The organism is Ruegeria sp. CL6 (genome assembly GCF_056536465.1).
In genome coordinates this window covers 291927-307761 of sequence record NZ_JBQFPR010000003.1, presented here as the reverse complement: position 1 = coordinate 307761, position 15835 = coordinate 291927, and the positions used below count along the sequence as shown (strand labels likewise).

General features: G+C 59.0%; 22 protein-coding genes. 8 read left to right on the top strand and 14 right to left on the bottom strand.

What is annotated here, in order from left to right:
• Nucleotides 1-54: 54 nt before the first annotated feature.
• Nucleotides 55-495, bottom strand: coding sequence for a DUF4399 domain-containing protein (locus tag ACR0LH_RS11080; protein ID WP_480720987.1), 441 nt, complete (start codon nt 493-495; stop codon nt 55-57).
• Nucleotides 496-723: 228 nt separating this feature from the next.
• Between ACR0LH_RS11080 and ACR0LH_RS11075 the strand changes: the two genes are divergently transcribed.
• A complete protein-coding gene (locus ACR0LH_RS11075; RefSeq protein ID WP_170387716.1) occupies nt 724-1629 on the top strand; it encodes a LysR family transcriptional regulator in 906 nt (301 codons plus the stop codon).
• 51 nt (nt 1630-1680) lie between these two features.
• Here the strand turns inward: ACR0LH_RS11075 and ACR0LH_RS11070 are convergent, their stop codons facing one another.
• Nucleotides 1681-2598: a hydrogen peroxide-inducible genes activator gene (locus ACR0LH_RS11070; RefSeq protein ID WP_170615339.1), complete on the bottom strand. Its 918-nt coding sequence runs from the start codon at nt 2596-2598 to the stop codon at nt 1681-1683.
• 96 nt (nt 2599-2694) lie between these two features.
• Between ACR0LH_RS11070 and ACR0LH_RS11065 the strand changes: the two genes are divergently transcribed.
• Complete coding sequence (locus tag ACR0LH_RS11065) at nt 2695-3657, top strand: sodium-dependent bicarbonate transport family permease (protein WP_480720985.1); 963 nt, start codon at nt 2695-2697, stop codon at nt 3655-3657.
• 4 nt (nt 3658-3661) lie between these two features.
• Here ACR0LH_RS11065 and ACR0LH_RS11060 read toward each other — a convergent pair whose 3' ends face one another.
• The 4 genes from ACR0LH_RS11060 to ACR0LH_RS11045 are packed head-to-tail and all read right to left on the bottom strand — an operon-like array spanning nt 3662 to nt 6580.
• Complete coding sequence (locus ACR0LH_RS11060; RefSeq protein ID WP_480720984.1) at nt 3662-4567, bottom strand: OmpA family protein; 906 nt, start codon at nt 4565-4567, stop codon at nt 3662-3664.
• Complete coding sequence (locus ACR0LH_RS11055; protein WP_170412156.1) at nt 4564-5136, bottom strand: peroxidase-related enzyme; 573 nt, start codon at nt 5134-5136, stop codon at nt 4564-4566. The genes ACR0LH_RS11060 and ACR0LH_RS11055 overlap by 4 nt, the downstream gene beginning before the upstream one ends.
• Nucleotides 5133-5861, bottom strand: a complete 729-nt coding sequence (locus ACR0LH_RS11050; protein ID WP_170804363.1) for a GNAT family N-acetyltransferase — start codon at nt 5859-5861, stop codon at nt 5133-5135. Before ACR0LH_RS11050 ends, ACR0LH_RS11055 begins: the two co-directional genes overlap by 4 nt.
• Nucleotides 5858-6580: a molybdopterin-binding protein gene (locus tag ACR0LH_RS11045; protein WP_170696780.1), complete on the bottom strand. Its 723-nt coding sequence runs from the start codon at nt 6578-6580 to the stop codon at nt 5858-5860. The genes ACR0LH_RS11050 and ACR0LH_RS11045 overlap by 4 nt, the downstream gene beginning before the upstream one ends.
• 51 nt (nt 6581-6631) lie before the next feature.
• On the opposite strand from ACR0LH_RS11045, the gene sfsA reads away from it, so the two are divergent.
• Nucleotides 6632-7342, top strand: a complete 711-nt coding sequence (sfsA, locus tag ACR0LH_RS11040) for a DNA/RNA nuclease SfsA (RefSeq protein ID WP_480720983.1) — start codon at nt 6632-6634, stop codon at nt 7340-7342.
• Between the two features lie 26 nt (nt 7343-7368).
• On the opposite strand, the gene ACR0LH_RS11035 is transcribed toward sfsA, so the two are convergent.
• Nucleotides 7369-8184 carry a class I SAM-dependent methyltransferase gene (locus ACR0LH_RS11035; protein WP_480720982.1) on the bottom strand — a complete coding sequence of 272 codons (816 nt, stop codon included), beginning with the start codon at nt 8182-8184 and terminating at the stop codon, nt 7369-7371.
• Nucleotides 8185-8399: 215 nt separating this feature from the next.
• Here ACR0LH_RS11035 and map point away from each other — a divergent pair, with 215 nt between their 5' ends.
• Nucleotides 8400-9212, top strand: a complete 813-nt coding sequence (gene map, locus ACR0LH_RS11030) for a type I methionyl aminopeptidase (RefSeq protein WP_170387731.1) — start codon at nt 8400-8402, stop codon at nt 9210-9212.
• Here map and ACR0LH_RS11025 read toward each other — a convergent pair.
• The 3 genes from ACR0LH_RS11025 to ACR0LH_RS11015 form a co-directional block, all read right to left on the bottom strand.
• Nucleotides 9200-9379: a hypothetical protein gene (locus ACR0LH_RS11025; protein WP_170777365.1), complete on the bottom strand. Its 180-nt coding sequence runs from the start codon at nt 9377-9379 to the stop codon at nt 9200-9202. The two genes, map and ACR0LH_RS11025, sit on opposite strands and share 13 nt — an antisense overlap.
• Nucleotides 9380-9447: 68 nt before the next feature.
• Nucleotides 9448-10008, bottom strand: a complete 561-nt coding sequence (gene rsmD, locus ACR0LH_RS11020) for a 16S rRNA (guanine(966)-N(2))-methyltransferase RsmD (RefSeq protein ID WP_480720981.1) — start codon at nt 10006-10008, stop codon at nt 9448-9450.
• On the bottom strand, nt 10005-11216 hold the full coding sequence (locus tag ACR0LH_RS11015; protein WP_480720979.1) for an NAD(P)/FAD-dependent oxidoreductase: 1212 nt from the start codon (nt 11214-11216) through the stop codon (nt 10005-10007). Before ACR0LH_RS11015 ends, rsmD begins: the two co-directional genes overlap by 4 nt.
• 99 nt (nt 11217-11315) lie before the next feature.
• Here ACR0LH_RS11015 and ACR0LH_RS11010 point away from each other — a divergent pair, with 99 nt between their 5' ends.
• From ACR0LH_RS11010 to ACR0LH_RS10995, 4 genes are all read left to right on the top strand, one after another.
• Nucleotides 11316-11801, top strand: a complete 486-nt coding sequence (locus tag ACR0LH_RS11010) for a peroxiredoxin family protein (RefSeq protein ID WP_170387739.1) — start codon at nt 11316-11318, stop codon at nt 11799-11801.
• A 102-nt stretch (nt 11802-11903) separates the two neighbouring features.
• Complete coding sequence (locus ACR0LH_RS11005) at nt 11904-12149, top strand: glycine zipper 2TM domain-containing protein (RefSeq protein ID WP_170387741.1); 246 nt, start codon at nt 11904-11906, stop codon at nt 12147-12149.
• A gap of 11 nt (nt 12150-12160) precedes the next feature.
• On the top strand, nt 12161-12508 hold the full coding sequence (locus ACR0LH_RS11000) for an EF-hand domain-containing protein (RefSeq protein WP_480720978.1): 348 nt from the start codon (nt 12161-12163) through the stop codon (nt 12506-12508).
• A 28-nt stretch (nt 12509-12536) separates the two neighbouring features.
• Nucleotides 12537-12848 (top strand): hypothetical protein, encoded by a 312-nt coding sequence (locus ACR0LH_RS10995; RefSeq protein WP_170483571.1) that lies wholly within the window; start codon nt 12537-12539, stop codon nt 12846-12848.
• Here ACR0LH_RS10995 and ACR0LH_RS10990 read toward each other — a convergent pair.
• The 4 genes from ACR0LH_RS10990 to ACR0LH_RS10975 are packed head-to-tail and all read right to left on the bottom strand — an operon-like array spanning nt 12845 to nt 15587.
• On the bottom strand, nt 12845-13138 hold the full coding sequence (locus ACR0LH_RS10990) for a 4a-hydroxytetrahydrobiopterin dehydratase (protein ID WP_170387748.1): 294 nt from the start codon (nt 13136-13138) through the stop codon (nt 12845-12847). The two genes, ACR0LH_RS10995 and ACR0LH_RS10990, sit on opposite strands and share 4 nt — an antisense overlap.
• Nucleotides 13135-14322, bottom strand: coding sequence for a GNAT family N-acetyltransferase (locus ACR0LH_RS10985; protein WP_170804369.1), 1188 nt, complete (start codon nt 14320-14322; stop codon nt 13135-13137). Before ACR0LH_RS10985 ends, ACR0LH_RS10990 begins: the two co-directional genes overlap by 4 nt.
• 45 nt (nt 14323-14367) lie before the next feature.
• Nucleotides 14368-15135, bottom strand: a complete 768-nt coding sequence (locus ACR0LH_RS10980; protein WP_480720976.1) for a glycerophosphodiester phosphodiesterase family protein — start codon at nt 15133-15135, stop codon at nt 14368-14370.
• Entirely contained in the window at nt 15132-15587 is a 456-nt protein-coding gene (locus ACR0LH_RS10975) for a RidA family protein (protein ID WP_170483563.1), read from the bottom strand. The genes ACR0LH_RS10980 and ACR0LH_RS10975 overlap by 4 nt, the downstream gene beginning before the upstream one ends.
• Nucleotides 15588-15835 lie beyond the last annotated feature (248 nt).

Here is a 15835-nt window from a genome sequence, read left to right as displayed (position 1 = left end):
GAGGTGCAGAGTGACCCTTCGCGATCTGATCAAGCAAGGCGGAATGCGCGCCTCCTACTCGACCGTGATCGTAATCACATCTGACACAATCGGCGTTGCGTGCGGCACATGCCCGGCATCGCCAAGCACCAGTTGCAGCGTATGCTCGCCCGAGGCAAGGTCCAGTGTCACTTCGGTTTGTCCACCGCCGAAATGGATGTGGTTGTCATCGGCAGGCAGACCATAGGCCAACTCATCTGCGCCATCTTCCCCCTCGCCCAGCGGCGGACGGTCGATCAGAAGGTGGTGGTGGCCCGTGTTTTCTTTCTCTGTACCGGCTGGGGCGACGCCCATTCCGCTTAGGCCGAACACGATCGTTACCGGTGACTTTACGGTATCTCCATCCGACAAATTCACGAAATAGACCGTGGCATCCGGGTTGGAAGGCGTCTCACCCCCGGCCTGAGCAAACGTGGCTGAAAGGGTCAGGGCGACGATGGCGAAAAAGGCTTTCATGATCTCCTCCGTGGTCACAAATTTGCCATTCTCATCCTAACATATTCACGCAAAATCTACTAAAACCCTACATGTATTGAGTTTGTGGCGATTTAAGAAACCACCGTTTCCGCGTTTCCTATACGCAAACGATCCGAATTAAATCCCTGATATTATCCCATGTCTGCCCAGTTTCCGCCCAGATTGGCCAGCAAGATCGGTCAACGAACCAAGACCTGGGGAACGAGTATGGACAGACTGACCGAAATGGAAGCCTTTGCCAATGTGGTGGACCAGGGTGGCTTCACGGATGCGGCCAAGAAAATGGGCATCTCCAAGTCGGCCGTGTCAAAGCACGTATCGAGCCTGGAAGCCCGCCTGGGCGCCCGCCTGTTAAACCGCACGACACGCCGCGTTTCGCCGACAGAAATCGGCCTCGCCTACTATGACCGGGCACGTCGTGTTCTGAATGACGCGGGCGAAGCCGACGCTTTGGTGACCTCGATGCAATCCGCACCATCCGGGCTACTTAGAATCAGCGTCGCGACAGATTTCGGCGTGAATCACCTGTCGCCGGTTTTGTCAGGGTTTCTGGCAGCTTACCCGGATATCACGGTGAACATGGTTCTGAACAACCGGTATGTAGAGCTGATCTCGGAAGGCTTTGACGTGGCTGTACGAATCGGCGAGCTGGAAGACAGCACCCTGCGCGCCCGCAAGCTGACCGAAACCGTGAAACGCATGGTCGCCGCCCCAAGCTATATCGAGAAATACGGACGCCCGCAGAAGATCGACGATCTGAACGAACACAAGCTGTTGCACTATTCCAGCCAGTCGTCGGGCAACGTGTGGAAGCTGACCGCGCCTTCGGGTGAAAAACGTCAGGTCCGCACCGCAGGGTGGTTGAGCGTCAACGACGGTCAATCCCTGCTGAACGCGGCGATCTCGGGCCTTGGGATCGCCCATCTGCCCAGCTATCTTTATGCCGACGCGCTGAAAACAGGTCGCGTTATGGACGCAATGCCGTCACTGCCCGACGAGGTTCAAGGCGTCTATGCTGTCTACCCGCCCGGCCGTTTCACGCAGCCCAAAGTACGAGCATTCATTGATTTTCTGGTCGAGTCCTTCAACGACAAGGGTCCGATGGATTGGTAATTTCTCCCCGGTGAAGACTGTACGACCCGCGCTTCCTGTGCGGGTCTTTTTTTATTCAAACGGCACCGTCAAACCCATATCCCGTGCAACTTTGCGCAGAGATTGCGTCAGAATATTTCGGCCTTGCAGGTCGTCTTCCCCTCGGCGCGCCAACAACGCGATATCGCGGTTGGCATTGGGAATGGCCAAGGGGCGCAACCGAACCTCATCGCGGTAGATCCCCTGCCGGCGCGCGTACAAGTCGGGCAAAACGGCAACGCCAACCCCCGAAGCCGCCATCAGAACGATCGAATCCAGCGTTGTTCCTTCATATTCGTCTGACACGACCCCACCGCATTCGGCGGCCAGAGCGTACACGATCCGGGACAGGCGATGGCTTTGATCCAGCGTCAGAATCAAACGGTCGCGCAGGTCTTCGGCGGTGACGCCGTGCAAATCCCGCGCCAGCATGTCGTCAACGGCCACGCCGATCCACAGGGTTTCATTGAACAGACGCTGCTGCATCGTATTCGGATGATCCTCGGGGGTTGAGATAATCAGGTCAAAGCGCCCTGATTTGAGTCCTTGCTCAAGGTCACGCGTGTTTTCCTCACGCACTACGATACGCAGGCCCGGACGCTCCTGATGGATTTTCTTGATGGCCTGCGGCAACAGATAAGGACCGATTGACGGCAGCACACCCAGTCTCAAACGTCCGCCCACCGGCGCGTCGCTGGTCACGGCGTGGCGTAGGTCCTGAACCTCGGCCAATATCTTCTGGGCGCGTGAAATGAACTCCTCGCCTTTGGCTGTTGCGTAAACACCGCCCCGATTGCGTTCAAAGATGCGCAGGCCAAGCTCTTGTTCTACGGCCGATATCTGCGCCGAAAGGCTGGGCTGACTGACATTCAGCACGTCCGCCGCAAGCCCGAACCGGCCAAGGCGACTGACGGTGACGACATATTCAAGCTGACGCAAGGTTGGGCGCATTTCATAGCCTTAAACTATGTTAAATTTAGAAAGATAATATTGGGATAATACAATTCGGCAAGGCACCTAGCCCAAAAACCGGGACAGGAGCCGCAAATGCCCAGCGTAATCGAAACACTGTCCAGCAATTTGCTGGTGCCTACGATCCTTTTCTTCGCGCTGGGATTGCTAGCCGCCTTTGTGCGCAGCGATCTTTCGATTCCTACGGGCGCGGCCAAGTTCATGTCGCTGTATCTGCTGCTGGCCATCGGGTTCAAAGGCGGCAGCAATCTGGCCGAACATGGCATCCATCTGGACTTGTTTCTAACCTTGCTGGGTGGTGTGGCGCTGTCCTTCGCCATTCCGTTCGTTGCCTTCGGGTTGCTGCGGGTCATGACCCGACTGGACCCGCTGAACGCGGCTGCGGTCGCCGGGCATTATGGGTCGATTTCGATCGTTACCTTCGTGACTGCCACAAGCCTGCTGGACCTTGTCGGCCTCAGCCATGACGGGTTCATGGTCGCTGTCGCCGCAGCGATGGAGGTGCCCGCCATCCTGTCCGCGCTGTGGCTTGCCCACAGATCAAATGGCAACGGCATCAAGGACAAAGGGCTTTGGCGCGACCTTCTGGCGAACGGGTCCATTGTTCTGCTGACCGGCGCCTTCCTCATCGGAGCCATCACGGGCGGTGAAGGCATGCAAATGATCGCGCCGTTCATTGTGACGCCCTTTACCGGAATCCTCTGCCTGTTTCTTCTGGACTTGGGCCTTTCAGCCGGGCGGAGCCTGCTGAGTAACCGCGATAAACTGTCGGTGGGGCTGTTTGGCTTTGGCGTGCTGATGCCCCTGATCGGAGCGATGATGGCCTGGGTCGTCGGTGCAATGATCGGCCTGTCCGAAGGCAGCCTGTTCCTGCTGATGGTACTGTCTGCGTCGGCGTCTTACATCGCGGTACCAGCGGCAATGAAGATCGCGCTGCCCAAGGCCGAGTCCGGGATTTACCTGACCCTGTCACTGGGCGTTTCGTTCCCGTTCAACATCACGGTTGGTCTGCCGCTTTACCTGTGGTGGGTGATGTGACGGATCAGTTGACCAGCAAAATCGCCTCGACCCGGCGGTTCAGGTCCCTGCCCTCGGGCGTGGCGTTTGAGGTCAACGGGGCAAGATAACCGATCCCGCGCGCCTCAAGCCGGTCTGCCACGACACCGTATTTTTCAATCAAACGGACGCGAACCGCCTGCGCCCTGCCCGTGCTGACCGAGATGTTTGCCTCGAGCGTGCCGGTGTCATCTGTGTTGCCCACAAGCGCCATCCGCACGTCCGGGTTTTCTTTCAGGTATGCTGCGATCAGGGCAAGCGACGCAAACGGGCCGTCTCCCAGAGTGATCTCACCGGTGCGAAAATGCAGATCGTCCAGAATGACATGGCCGTTCTGTTCGAGATCAGCCAGCAGCCCCTGCGACTGTTCCACCGTCTCTTCGATGACAAGCGGCGGAGGGGCTTCGGCATCCGCAGGTGTCACGCGGATCATCTGCACATAGCCATCTGGCGGGTTGCGGCTGACCAGAAGGCTCAGCGCCTCGTCCCCGCGGGTGGCGGACAGAAAGCGATAATCCTGAATGGCCACATACATGTCGGGCGTTGGCACGACCTCGGTTCCAAAACGAAAGTCAAAGCCGCCGCAGGTGCGCGCCTCGCATTCAAACAGCACGTCGAACCCTTGCGCCTGAATCTGATCCCGCAGCGGCTCGAGCAACTGCAGCGTCGTGCTGGACCCCGCCTGCAAGCGCCACGTCAAACGCTCGACCCGGCCCTCGACCGTTCGGACAGGCACAGAGCCATCGGCAAAAACCCCGGTCGGCATGTCATAGCTGTCCAAGGCACTGGTCCGGTCGCTGACCTGCCGCGCACCAGAGGGCAGTGTCAGGTCTTGCGCGGCAACCGGCCCGACCCAAAATAGGGCCAGTATGAGGGTGAGGTTTCGGATCATCGGGCCTGCGCGTGATACTCATCATTGGGGGCCATCGCCGTGGCGCTGGCAACCCGGTTCGACATGTTGAAAAAGCCGGTCACATTGGCGATGTCCCAGATATCACGATCCGAAAAACCCTCGTCGCGCAAGCGCTGACGATCAGGTTCTTCGATCTCGGTACTGGCGGTCGTCATCTTAGCCGCAAAGTCCAGCATCGCGCGCTGACGCGCATCCAAAGGGGCGACACGGTAGTTCATCACCAACATCTCACCCAATTTCGGATCGCCCGATAGTTGCCGGACCGCCGCGCCATGGGCCACAAGACAGTAAAAGCACTTGTTGATGGCCGAGACCACAACGGCGATCATTTCACGTTCCAGCTTGGACAGACCGCTGTCGCCCAGCATCAGGTCGTTATACATCCCTGTAAAGCCGTTCAGCTTGTCGATATCGAAGGCATACGCCTTCAGCACATTGGGCACGAAACCCAGCTTTTCGACGCAGATATCAAAGTACTTTTGGGTTTCAGGCGGCAGCGGGTCGGCCATCGGCAGGTTCAGCGCTGTAGGTAGTGTTTGATCGGTCACGTCGGGCTCTCTCCTTGGGTAAGCTGACGGTAATGGTATTCTCCGACGATCTCCATCCCGAGCGCATGATAGAGACCATTGGCCCCATCATTGGCCTTGGTACAGATCACGCTAAGCGTTTCAACGCCTTGCTCCTGCGCCCAGAACGCCGCAGCGCGCATCGCCCACCGACCCAAGCCGTGACGACGGTGCGACGGCAAAATCTCTAACGCGTGCACCATGGCAATCGAGCCATGCACCGCGACAAAGGCAGTACCCGCAGGCTGATCCGCGCGTCGCAGCAGCAGTCCGGTTTTCGGCCCGGGTGCGCGATCCATCACGGCCAGACGGTCGGGTCCGATACCTCCCTTTGCCCAGATTTCGTTCATGATTGCCAACGGATCCCAGATGGCAAAGGCCGTGACGCGGGGGATTGGAATATCTGTCAGATGCTCGACCGGGCAGGAATAGATGTTGACCGGATCAAGTATGTCGTATCCACGGTCGGCAAGCTGATGATCCAGCGCCTCGTCGCCCGGCCAAATACAGAAAATCCGCTTTTGCCCCATGGACCGCATCGCGGCTTCGGCGGCGTCGATCTCAGTCTCGCTCGCTTCACCCAGGGCGCTTGCGGCCGATACGCGAGATCCCCCACCCAATCCTTGCCGCAGCCGGAATGGACCCAGCCGATCATAACGCGCGGCAGGCCATGTGCCATCGACCACATCCGCCCAGCTCGGGGTCACAGGTCCAACTCTTTCGCCAGTCGGATTGTGGCCGCGTCAACCTGCGCACCGTCGGTTCCGCGAATGACGACGTTTGACCCGAACACACCGTTGACCTGAAACGGATAGCTGCCAATGGAAAGGTCCGGGAAGTCATCGGCCAACACGGATAATGTTCCGGCGATATCCCCTTCGCCCCGGTCTACCCGCAGGGTTTGAGACAATAGCGGTCTGCCTCCGCTCAGGCCGTGCAGAACGCTTGCAACCATAGCCTGGAAAACCGTCGGCACCCCGGCCATGACATGCACATTCTCAAGTGTAAAACCCGGCGCGGTCGAAACCGGATTGTCGATCAGCTCTGCCCCGTCCGGGATACGGGCCATGCGCAAGCGGGCTTGGTTCAGTTCCAGACCCGAGTTCTTGTAATGCGTCTCCAGCAAGGCGCGGGCATCCGCGCGCACGTCGATTGACGCCCCGAAAGCTGCTGCGATGCAGTCAGCCGTGATGTCATCATGAGTCGGACCGATGCCACCGCTTGTAAAGACGTGATCATGTGCAGCTGACAACGCCTTGACCGCAGACTCGATCGCGGCGGCATCATCGCTGACGATACGAACTTCCTTGAGGTCGATGCCCAGCTTGGTCAATTCTCCGGCAAGGTAGTGCATATTGGCGTCTCGGGTGCGCCCTGAGAGAATTTCATCCCCGATCACAAGCATTGCAGCGGTTGGATTGGCCATGGCGCGTGCCCCCTCTTGATCGACCCTTGGGGCAGGTATAGGCCGTTGGCCATGCGATTTGAAACCCCTCTTGTCCCCGCCCGCCTGATCCGCCGCTACAAACGCTTTCTGGCCGATTGCACGCTGGAGGACGGGCGCGAGGTGACAGCCCATTGCGCCAATCCGGGGTCAATGACGGGGCTGGCAGAACCAGAGCAGAAAATCTGGCTGGAACCCAATGATGATCCGAAGAAAAAGCTGAAATACGGCTGGCGGCTTGTGGATCACGAAAACGGTCACTTTACAGGGGTCGATACCTCGGTTCCCAACAAAGCCCTGCGCGCGGCACTGCTGGCGCGTGAAATCCCTGAACTGGCCGCCTATGAAACCATCCGACCGGAGGTGAAATACGGCGAAAACAGCCGCATCGACTTTCTGTTGACCCAACCCGGCCTGCCGGATGCCTATGTCGAGGTCAAAAGCGTGACCCTGTCGCGCCAGCCGGGTCTGGCCGAGTTCCCCGACAGCGTCACCGCACGCGGCACCAAACATCTGGGCGAACTGTCAGCGATGGCGGCACAGGGCCACCGGGCGATCATGCTGTATCTCGTGCAGCGCACGGATTGCGACCAGTTTGCATTGGCCGCCGATATCGACCCGGCTTATGCCGACGCCTTCAAGACTGCACAGGCGCAAGGGGTTGAGCGCCTTGTCATCGGCACCCGGATTTCATCCGAAGGCGTTTGGGTAGATACGAAGCGATTTAACTATGAACAAGGCTAGCTGACTGGCCCAAAGCTCTGCTGCGTTCAACTTGGCGCGCGGCATACAAAGGTGGTGGACGCAAGCGGCATCGTCATATCGCTGGCCTCAAATTGCGACCGAAGCGCCGACAGCATTTCGGTCACAACCTCGTCCGGGTCGACACCCCCGCGCGCCCTGATTTCGTCGATCATCGGGTTCCCGTAAACCAGAGCAGTGGCAAACCTCTCGGGATCAACGATCGGTTTGTTGATCCTGATGGTTTCATGAGTGACGTCCTTCCATCCTGCTTCCCGCAGATCCTTGTAGACAGCTTCCGGGTCGCCATAGTGAAACGGAACCTTGTAAAATCCCGGCGGATCATCGGGGAAGAACCGCGCCGCCGCATTGTGCGCCGTCTCTGAGAAAGGGTTCTCTGCCATAGAGTTCCAGACGTTAAAGACATAGCGGCCGCCGGGTCGCAGGACACGCGCCGCCTCACGGTAAGACTCGGTTTTGTCCGGAAAGAACATCACGCCGAACTGACAGACCATCAGGTCGAATGAATTGTCGTCGAATGGCAACTCCATTGCGTTGGCGACCGAAAACTCAACATTATCCCGGTCTGAAAACTTGCCTTTGGCTATTTCCAGCATCGGAGCGTTCAGATCGGTAACAACCAGCGACGTCTGCGGGTGCAACTGATCCCGCAATTTACGGCTGACAATCCCTGTCCCCGCAGCAAGTTCAAGTACCTGCCGTGCGTCCAGCCCGCCGCACAGCGCTGCAATCTTATCTGCATAATCCACGAATATATTCGGACCCAGCCCTTGATCGTAATGGGCCGGAATATCACCAACAAATTCTGCCGAATTACCTGACATGACCACCCTCCCAAGTGTTCGCAACCCGTTAAAAGTCGCTAGTCTATCCCAGTTTCCGAGTTTAGGCGAACACAGCAGGCCGCGTCTGGCCTTGAACTTTGCCCTGTCAGAACCATTTGAACGGTTGAAAAAGCCCGCGACCCATCGCCCTCTGGTACTTTCTGCACAAGCAGCGTAAAAGAAATGCCGCGCGAAACATTTGGAGCCTCGCACCGATGAAGGAACATCGTGGCCGTCTGACAAAGGACGGTATCCGCATCTATGAACAGGGCGACTTTGCCGGCATGCACGCGGCAGGGGCGTTGGCTGCGCGGATTCTGGATGACATTGCAGAGCATGTCTTTCCCGGTCAAACCACCGGCGCGATAGATGGCATGATCACCCAGATGGTCGAGGACGCAGGCGCGACATCGGCAACCATCGGTTATAAAGGCTATCAGCACGCAAGCTGCATCAGCGTCAATCATGTGGTTTGCCACGGCATTCCCGGCGACAAGCGGCTGAAGGATGGCGATATCCTGAATATCGACGTCACCGTCATCGTCGACGGCTGGTTCGGCGACACGTCGCGCATGTATGTGGCGGGCAAACTGCCCCGCAAGGCGGAACGCCTGATCCAAGTGACACACGATGCCTTGTTCAAGGGAATTGAGATGGTCAAGCCGGGCAACACGTTCGGCGATATTGGCCACGCGATTCAGGCGTATGTCGAAGCACATCGTATGAGCGTTGTGCGCGACTTCTGCGGCCATGGACTGGGTCGGGTGTTCCACGCGCCGCCCAACGTCCTGCACTATGGCCGTCCGGGGACCGGGGCGGTTCTGGAAGAAGGCATGTTCTTCACGATCGAGCCGATGGTGAATCTGGGGCGGCCTGAAACCAAAACCCTGTCCGACGACTGGACGGCAGTGACGCGGGACAAGTCCCTGTCCGCACAGTTTGAACATTCGGTTGGCGTTACGGCAGATGGGGTAGACATCTTTACCCTATCACCGGGCAACAAGTACCATCCGACCTATTCGTCCTGATCGGCGGCCTGATCCCGCAAGAGCTTCAACAGCAGTGTTTCAGCCCCCCACGGCGTCACCGCGTCGTGGATGAAGATAGGCGCGCGCATCGGTGGGCGCTCGGGGCCGGTATCGGCTGCGGCCACCTGTGACGATGCCCAGATCGAAGGGGTCAATGCGCGGTCCATGAAGGCAGCCTACCACATTCGGTCAACTTCCCCAAAGACCCGGACGCGGCATGCAGGAAAGCCCGGCCTCATGCGTCCGAGGCACCCTTCCACATCAACGTGATATGCGTATCCCCATATTTGCGGCTGTCCTGCAGTGAAAACCCCTCGGGCGGCTGCATCGGGGCGTTTTCTTCCCACACGATCAGCGCGCCTTCGGATATCCATCCGCCGGACAAAGCGGCCAGAGCCTTCTGTCCCATGGATTTCCCGTAAGGAGGGTCCAGGAAAATCAAGTCATAGGGCGCCTCTGGGTTTTCGCCCAACCGGGTCGCGTCGCGGCGGATCAGGTGGGTCTGGCCAGAGCTACGGGTCAGGTCGATATTCTTGCGGATCAACCCCTGCGCCACGCGCCCGTCATCCACGAAGGTCACATGGGATGCGCCGCGCGACAGCGCCTCCAGCCCCAGCGCACCTGTGCCCGCGAACAGGTCCAGCACGCGCAGACCGTCAAAGTCGATCTGATGGGTCAGCACGTTGAACAGGCTTTCGCGGACACGATCCGTTGTGGGCCGCAGATGTGCGCCCGCGTCCCCTTTGCCGACCGAGGCCAATGCGCGGCCCCGGAATTCTCCGGCGATGATCCTCACGCCTTGAGCAGCGGCTTGAGGTCCGCTTCGGGGTCGGCAACCACGGCTGGATCGGCGGTTTTTCCTGCGTCGATCAGGCGTTTGCCGACCATATAGGCGCGCGGGTCGTTCATCGCGTCCACAGCGATCAACTGATCGCCTTTGTAGTACCAGAAGGACACCGTTGCGCCCTCACCCTGCCGCGTCACAACGCGATCATAGCCGGTGTTCAGCCCCGCGATTTGTAGTTTGACGTCATACTGATCCGACCAGAACCACGGTGTCGCGGTATAGTCCTTTGCCGCGCCCAACATGTTCTGAGCGACGACCTCGGCCTGATCAATCGCGTTGGGCACGCTTTCCAGCCGGATACGCCCCCCGGCATGGGGGAAAGACGCGCAATCGCCCGCCGCCCAGATCGAGGGGTCCGAGGTGCGGCCATGGGCATCGGTCTTGATGCCATTGTCCAGCTCCAGCCCGGCCAATTCCGCAAGAGCGGTCGAGGGGGCGATACCCACGCCAACGACGACAAAATCGACCTCTAGTTCGGTCCCGTCCGTCAGGATCGCACCTGTGACCTTGCCGTCCTCGCCCACCAGACGATCCAGACCGACGCCCTCGCGGATATCCGCCCCGTATTGCGTGTGCAGGGCGCGGAAATAATCGCTGGTCTCTGGCGCGGCGACACGTTGCAGGATGCGGTCGGCCATCTCGACCAGAGTCACCTTGACCCCGCGCTTGGCACAGACCGCCGCGGCCTCAAGCCCAATATAACCGCCGCCCACGATCAAAGCGCGGGCACCGTTGGTCACGCGCGGCTCCATCTCGTCGATATGGGCGAGATCGCGCACCACATGCACACCAGCCAGATCACCGCCAATCGAGGCAGGCAAGCGGCGTGGGTCGGACCCGGTGGTCAATGCCAGCTCGTCATAAGAAATGACCTCATCACCCAACGAAACGGTCTTGGCCTGAGGATCGATCCCGGTCACGCGCTGACCCAAACGAAGCGCGATGTTGTTCTCGGCATAAAAGCTCTCGGGGCGCAGAAACAGGCGTTCCAACTCCATCTCGCCCAGCAGATAAGCCTTGGACAATGGGGGGCGCTGATAGGGCAGATGCGGTTCGGCCCCGATCAGGGTGATGTCACCTTTGAACCCGTCTTTGCGCAGCTTTGCGACAAGCGAAGCGCCCGCTTGTCCGGCACCGATTACGACAATATGGCTCATCTTCCCCTCACCCTGTCGAATTCCCGTGGTCTCCTCCACGCGTCCACCTATATTGCGGCAAAGCCCGACTCTGCAAATCCAAACGACAGGAGCACAAAAATGATTTCAACAGGTGATATGCTGCCCGACGCCACGCTGATCCAGATGGGTGCAGATGGCCCCGAAGAAGCGCGGGTTTCCGACAAGACCAAAGGGCGCAAGGTCGTAATTTTTGCCGTCCCCGGCGCGTATACTGGAACCTGCACAACCGCGCATGTGCCAAGCTTTATCCGAACCAAGACCCAATTTGACGCCAAGGGCGTTGACGAAATCATCTGTATCTCGGTCAACGACCCGTTCGTCATGGGGGCATGGGGCGAGTCGACGGGTGCGACGGCCGCCGGATTGTCGATGATGTCCGATCCTGCATCGGAGTTCACCAAGGCCATCGGAATGGACTTTGACGCCCCGCCCGTGGGCTTGTTCGGGCGTTCAAAGCGCTATGCGATGCTGGTCGAGGATGGCAAGGTTACCGCCCTGAACCTCGAAGAAAACCCCGGCGCATGTGAGATTTCTGCCGGCGAGGGTCTGCTCGAGACGATCTAAGCAAGCATGGCCCCGGCCCCGGTCGGGGCCATGAATTCTATTTAACTTGATGCAACGCCCTGATGCGCGAATACTGATCCTATTCGTTCAGGGAGTTCTGTGATGAAACTAAGGGTATTTACTATCTTCCTCGGCGCGGCAGGCGCTCTGGCTGCCTGCGGGCCTGCCCCCACTCCACAGCAGCAAGCGGCGCGACAGCATGAGATCGCCTGTCTCAGCGGTACGCTGGGCGGTGCACTGATCGGAGGAGCCATCGGCAACCAGTTCGGCGGCGGTTCGGGCCGCGACATCCTGACTGCGGCAGGCGCCGTTGCAGGCGGCCGGGGCGGTCAGCTTTACGCATGCTGAGGAGGACAACGATGAGACTTGGATATGTGGCGCTTGTTGCCATTTTGGTGGCCGGGGCAGTTTCAGCCGAAACAGCGGCCGAGCTGCACGAACAGCAACTGAACGCGATCGACGCGAACAACGACGGATTTCTGTCCAAAGACGAATTCAACGCCTTTTCCGACTATGCGTTTCAGGCGATGGATGAGGACAAGAACGGAACACTCGGGCTGAATGAAGCCAAGCCGTTTCTGGACATAAAACAGTTCCAAAGCGTTGACCGCAATCGGGACAACCTTATCTCTCGTGCAGAATACGACGCGCAGATGAATGATGATTTTATATCCGCGGATCAGGACGGCAACGGGCTGTTGGACTAGCACCCGTCGAACCGAACAGGAGCGTGCAATGAACAAATGGATTTCTCTGGGCGTTCTTGGCGTGCTTGCGGCCTGCGATGTGCCACAAGCACCCGTGGTCACAGGTCCGGGCGGCCAACAACAAATCCAGATCAGCACCAGCGGTCTGACGTGTTATGAGTCGCGCTGCCTCGACATCAACCCGGCCGCAAGGTCCGTGCGCATGGTCGGGAACCGAAGAACCGGAATACCCGGCAACATCGATGTCAGCGACGGCACGATTACCCCTGCCGAATTCAGGCGTCTGGGTGAAGTCGCCAGCCTTGCCGGAGGTATGGGCTCACGCGGGGATCGCGGCTAGGCCAGGCTGTCCATCTTGCGGGCAAGTTTTGCGTCAAGCGACGACAACCCGCCGACGTCATGCGTTGAAAGCGTCACCTCGACCGTGCGGTAGACATTGAACCATTCAGGGTGGTGATTCCACTTTTCAGCAAAAATCGCCACCTGCGTCATCCAGCCGAACGCGTGGACGAAATCCTCGAAAATAAAGGTTTTTGTAATCGCATCCCGGTCCTTGACCATGGTCCAGCCGTTCTTGAACAGCGGGTCCAGAAGGGGGCCGCGGGTCTCGGTCGACAAAAGTTCGGTCATTGCTGTTCCTCCGGGTTCGATTTTCTAAACGGACCGTAATCCGTTAGAATCTCGATCTCTTCTCCCACTGCGGCTGCCTCGGCGTCCAGATATTTCTTGATCGCATCGGCAAAGCCGGGGTCGTTCACCCAATGCAGGCTATGCGTGCGCGTGGGCAGATAGCCGCGTGCCAGCTTGTGTTCCCCCTGTGCACCGGCTTCGACCCGCGCCAAGCCCTGTGAGATGGCGAAGTCGATCGCCCTATAATAGCACAGTTCAAAATGCAGGCAGGCATGGTGTTCGACGCACCCCCAATAGCGGCCAAACAAAGTCTCGCGCCCGATGAAGTTCAGCGCTCCGGCAATCGGGTATCCGTCGCGCTCGGCCAGCACCAAAGCCATGTCACCGGTCATGGTTTCATGGGCGATATCAAAGAATTGCCGCGTCAGATACGGCATTCCCCATTTGCGCGAGCCGGTGTCCTGATAAAACCGCCAGAACGCATCCCAATGTTCAGGCCGCAGGTCATCGCCGGTATAGGTGCGGATCTCACCGCCAAAACTGCAAGCCTGTGCGCGTTCCTTGCGGATATTCTTGCGTTTGCGCGACGACAGCGCCGCAAGAAACCCATCAAAGTCACCGTATTCGTCATTCAACCAGTGGAACTGCTGGGAATGACGAACCATAAGGCCCATTTCTTCGCCCACAGCGGCCTCTGCTTCGGTGCAGAAGGTCGCGTGGATGGATGAGACCTGATTGTCCGCCGCCAGTTGCACCGCTCCCTGGACCAAAGCGGACATACCGACGCCTTCATAGCCCGGCCGCACTAGGAACCGCCGCCCCGTGGCGGGTGTAAAGGGCACCGCGATCTGTAGCTTGGGGTAATAGCGCCCGCCTGCGTTTTCATAGGCATGCGCCCAGTTGTGGTCGAAAATATACTCGCCCTGAGAATGCGACTTGGCATACATCGGCGCCGCACCGATCAGCATCCCATCCAGATAAGCAGTCAGATATTGTGGCTGCCAGCCGGTGCCGCGCCCGACTGAACCGCTTTCCTCCAGCGCCAGCAGAAACCGATGCGTGGTGAAAGGATCAAACGGGCGCCCCCCGTCCAAGGCTTCGGGGCAGGCGCAACTGTCCCACTCAGCCGCAGGTATCTGCGCGAGTGAATTCAGTACCCGAACCTCGATCTGTGCCTGATCCATGTGCCCTCCGCGTCTGGTCTTTATCTGTGACGGACGGGGTTGGGTTCAACCCGGATGGGCGGCCAAATACCCCTCGAAGGTCACATTATCGGCAACCTTGCGGGCCTCTGCCTCTTGTTCGGGCGTGCGGACGGTCCAGCACAGGATCGGAACGCCCTGCGCCTTCAGCTCGGCCACGCGGGGACGCATGAGGTCAGCGGCTTCGTGACTGATAAAGCTGGCTCCGACCCGGTCGAAATCCGGGATGCCACGCAGATGGTCGCACACATCCTGCGGCAACAGCTCGACCTTCGGCTCATAGGCGCAAGTTGTGATCCCACGCGGCAAATGCGGAGCCAGACGCGCCAGTTCCGCCACCGAATTGGGGTTGAACGACATCAGAGCCACCGGGCCTTCATAGCCCAGCAAGGCGCGGACAGTGTCGTGCTCTAACGGGCCGATATTAGGACCCATCGCGCCATCCTGATCCTTGAGCTCGATCAAAAGGGGAACCTGACCCGCAACGATGTCCAACACCTCGTCCAGTGTTGGAATACCGTCATCGCCAAACAACAATGTCAGCTTCGAGGCCTCAGCCGACGAAACCTGCCGGATGGGACCCGGCTGGCCGGTCAAACGCGCCAAGTCATAGTCGTGGAACACCACAGCCCGGTCATCTGCGGTCAGTTGCAGGTCGATCTCAATTCCGTATCCGGCCCGGATCGCGGCACGAATGGCCGCCCGGCTGTTTTCCGGGCGGTTGTCCGAGATGTCATGCAAGGCCCGATGCGCAATCGGAGCCCGCAGGAAAGCGGCTGGTAACGCAGGCGTCATGCGATCTCGAAGATACCTTCGATCTCAACCGCCACGCCCAGAGGCAGCGACGCGGCACTGACGGCCGAGCGCGAATGACGGCCCGCTTCGCCCAGCGCCTCGACCAGAAAATCAGATGCGCCGTTGATGACCTGCGGCTGCGCAGTGAAATCAGCGGTCGAGTTCACGAACCCGGTCAGCTTGATCACGCGCACCAGCTTGTCGATATCCCCGCCGCAGGCCGCCTTGACCTGTGCCAGCAGGTTGATCGCGCAGACCTTGGCGGCGGCGGCTCCGGCCTCGACACCCATATCATCGCCCAGCTTGCCGGTGATCAGGTCGTCATCCTTGGAAATCTGGCCCGAGACATAGACAATGTTCCCGACGCGCACGAAAGGGACGTAATTCGCGGCCGGAGCAGGCGCGTCCGGCAAAGTGACGCCCAGGCTTTCCAGTTTTGCTGCGATGCTCATGTGATGATCCTCACCTAAATTCGACTCGGTCGGACGCTAACCGGGTTCAGGGATTTGGAAAAGCACGAAACCGGCAGTTTTGTTGCTGCCCGCGCACTAAGCATAACTTCTCTTATTCGGGACGCTTCCATTCTGGTCACTTTACCTTGACCCTAAGCGCAGGTTAAACGCTGGCTGTTTCTGTGTATTTGTGAAACATCTGAGTGACGTCGAATTGTGCCGCCTCAAACGGCCAAAGGCAGTATTGA